We start from the raw sequence: 2,813 nt of genomic DNA on the forward strand, positions 1-2,813 counted from the left end.
GATTTAGATATCTGGTGCGCAAACAAATGTCGAGACAAGAACAAATGATAATGCGCATCCAGATAATCGGCTTGTTCATTGGAATCAACCTCTTGTGATTGCATGTTTAAATAATGCTGAGCGTAAGCATCTTTGAACCTTCAAGCTACTGCGATGCCCCACGGGCCTCTTCGATGTTTGACACTACACTTTTAGCGACTTCGGTGTCCGCCAGTAAACTCCGTTTTCTGCGGCGCCGAAGTCGCTAAAAGCTTACATAAAAGGCTCAAACAATTCCACTGGTCTTCGCTACAGTTCGCGGATGGTTGAATCACTAGTATCAGTTAAAATTGTTCATGCCCGTGGCAATGAACACCTTACATAAGCGGTTTGGTGGCGCTTTTCCACCAAATCCGTCTTGATGTATTTGTTATATTTACTTTGCGCTCTAGCCATTTTTTGACCTTTTAAGAAAGACAATTACGTACCATACGATACTGAATAAAAGACCAACTACACCGATTTGTATTGTAGCTATAGCCAACCAAAAAGTCAGTCCCATTGCATATAACGTATCGCCTATATCGCGTCCAAAAACAATACATGAATGAGCATTACCTTCGTTCAATGTACAATCAAAAAAACTAGCAATCAGCCCCGCAATTAGGGTAGGTATAAGAGGTAAAACTGCGAAAAAAATTGACCCGATTAAGAGGTATGTCGGCTTTTTATAACTCATATCTGTCTGTAAATATAACACCGAACTAAGCGGCGGGTTGTATTGGCTAAAAACTGCGATAATTGAACGCAGTGAAATGCAGTTTTTAGCCAATACAACCTGTCCGAAGGAGCGACAGCGACTGGCTTCAGTGTTTTGTTATATGCCATCACCACAATCTTCGATTGAAAAAATGTACGTATTGACGGTTTCACCATTTACCCCTTTAAAATCATGAATCATCCTTACACCTTCTTCCAAAACAACTTTCTTAAGTTTAGGAGTATGGCAAAATACTTCAATAAACTTATTTTTTTGGATTGTTTCATGTTCTGCGTAATCAAGCTGTATTCCATCTTCTAAGATAAAATATTCGTAGATAACATCTAGCTTATCTCGATAGGCCTGATTCAGGAGAAGGTAGTCAGCAATTTGATTAGGGAACTGCTCATTACCTATGTTAATCAAGGCTGTAACGTGCTTTATAGTCTCATTTCTTCGTTCAATAAGATCATTTAACCAAAATGCTCCAACTACTAAAATACCAAATAGTACTGCATAGATATATTTCATAATTCAATACCTAAACGGCATATAACACCTTACATAACCGGTTTGTGGCGCTCTTCCACAAATCCGGTTTATGTATTTGTTATATTGCAAATTACCCTTTGACACTTAATATCTGACCCGTAGCTACTTGTAAATCTAAAATTCTGAGCGAAAAGTTCATTCCAGTATTAATCTCATGGATCAAAGGTTCATCTTTATAAAAGCTTAATGTCGATTCAGCGGAGTCACCATCATAATATTCTTGACCATCTGCAAAACCAACACAACAAGCTAAATCACTAAATTTCTCGGAATCCATCCTCATCCAGCAACTTTTGCCGAAATATCGATACCCATATGGTGGTCTTGGGATTTTTAAAAATGATATTCTTGCCTTTATATCCACTGAGCTTTCCTTGCAATATAACACCCCGATAAGGGGCAATTGCTTGCATGCGAAAATCGCGAAGCCGCATGCGAGGAATTGTCCCAGCGAACGGAGTGAGCGAGCTTGATCGGTTTGTTAGGGCTACTTACCTTGCTGACGTAAAAAGTCGAATATTGGCTCTGTTGGCAATAAGTAATTTTCACTTTTTTGCTCCGAATTGATCATATCGTAGACGATAAGAGAGTGTTCATTTCTGGTGTCGATTGAACAGCACCAATTGTGAATACTAAGAAAGTTACTGTACTTTTGATTGGAGCATTCGCCATAACCAGGGAAGTCATCAGCGACGAAAGGTATTAGTAACAGCAAATGTTCGGAACCTTCTTCTGTCACCTCATGTGCGTTGACGCCTGTAATTTGTAGCAAGTTTCCAGATGGCACGCCTCCTTTAAAAGACTCCAACACCTCGAATACTGAGAAATTCACGGCGCATTTATTGCTGTTTGAAATCGATGTTTTTGATTCAATAAGTTTTGCATGAATCACATGAGATGAATATTTGTAGTTCCATTCAAGATGAAGTCTTTCCGGAGGGGCTTTCTCAGGAGTACATCCTACTATCATTATGCAGATTCCAATGAAAAATAACCGATACATCCTATGAGTTTCCTTGTAGCTCTAACACCTCAATAAGCGGCGGGGCGGCGCTCTTCCGCCATGTCCGTCTTCATTGTTTTGTTATGCGGATACACTGCTATAAACCAAAACGCGGTAGTTACAGCAAACCCAGAAAAACCAAATACCATAATTTCGGTATATCTATGTGAAATAGGAGTTTCAGTTCCTAAATGCTCTAATATCTTAAAGCATATTGGGCCTAGCGAACCAAGTAGAAGATACAAAGTGTAATAAGATACTTTAAGTTTAGACAATAAAAAATGAATCGGCAGGCCATAAACCAAAAGAAAAAGCATTGATTGAGATAGGAAGCCGGCTATAAACATATACACTACAAAAAAGCTGTCGAAAAACAAAAGGCCCTGACCGTTAAAGATAGATTCCAAAATCATTCCGACAAGAACAATTAAAGATGCAAAAGGGGCAATTAACGTAGCGAAAAATGTTCTCTTGTTATCCATATGTCTAAATTAACCCCATGAGAGCATAACACTTTCC

4 protein-coding genes are annotated in these 2,813 nt (G+C 38.9%); all 4 read right to left on the minus strand.

Features of this window, described 5'->3' with window-relative positions:
* Positions 1-856: 856 nt before the first annotated feature.
* Entirely contained in the window at positions 857-1,270 is a 414-nt protein-coding gene (locus tag KUL10_RS18325) for a hypothetical protein (protein ID WP_110430412.1), read from the minus strand.
* A gap of 91 nt (positions 1,271-1,361) precedes the next feature.
* On the minus strand, positions 1,362-1,655 hold the full coding sequence (locus tag KUL10_RS18330; protein WP_146216810.1) for a hypothetical protein: 294 nt from the start codon (positions 1,653-1,655) through the stop codon (positions 1,362-1,364).
* 123 nt (positions 1,656-1,778) lie between these two features.
* On the minus strand, positions 1,779-2,261 hold the full coding sequence (locus KUL10_RS18335) for a hypothetical protein (RefSeq protein ID WP_146216811.1): 483 nt from the start codon (positions 2,259-2,261) through the stop codon (positions 1,779-1,781).
* Between the two features lie 62 nt (positions 2,262-2,323).
* Entirely contained in the window at positions 2,324-2,776 is a 453-nt protein-coding gene (locus tag KUL10_RS18340) for a hypothetical protein (protein ID WP_110430415.1), read from the minus strand.
* Positions 2,777-2,813 lie beyond the last annotated feature (37 nt).

Origin of the sequence: Glaciecola sp. KUL10, assembly GCF_003203515.1 — a bacterium.
Lineage (GTDB): Bacteria > Pseudomonadota > Gammaproteobacteria > Enterobacterales > Alteromonadaceae > Glaciecola.

What these genes read in the sequence shown, in the direction of transcription:
- KUL10_RS18325 (WP_110430412.1), bottom strand. Translation starts at nt 1,270, where the DNA reads ATGAAATATATCTATGCAGTACTATTTGGTATTTTAGTAGTTGGAGCA.
- KUL10_RS18335 (WP_146216811.1), bottom strand. Translation starts at nt 2,261, where the DNA reads ATGATAGTAGGATGTACTCCTGAGAAAGCCCCTCCGGAAAGACTTCAT.
- KUL10_RS18340 (WP_110430415.1), bottom strand. Translation starts at nt 2,776, where the DNA reads ATGGATAACAAGAGAACATTTTTCGCTACGTTAATTGCCCCTTTTGCA.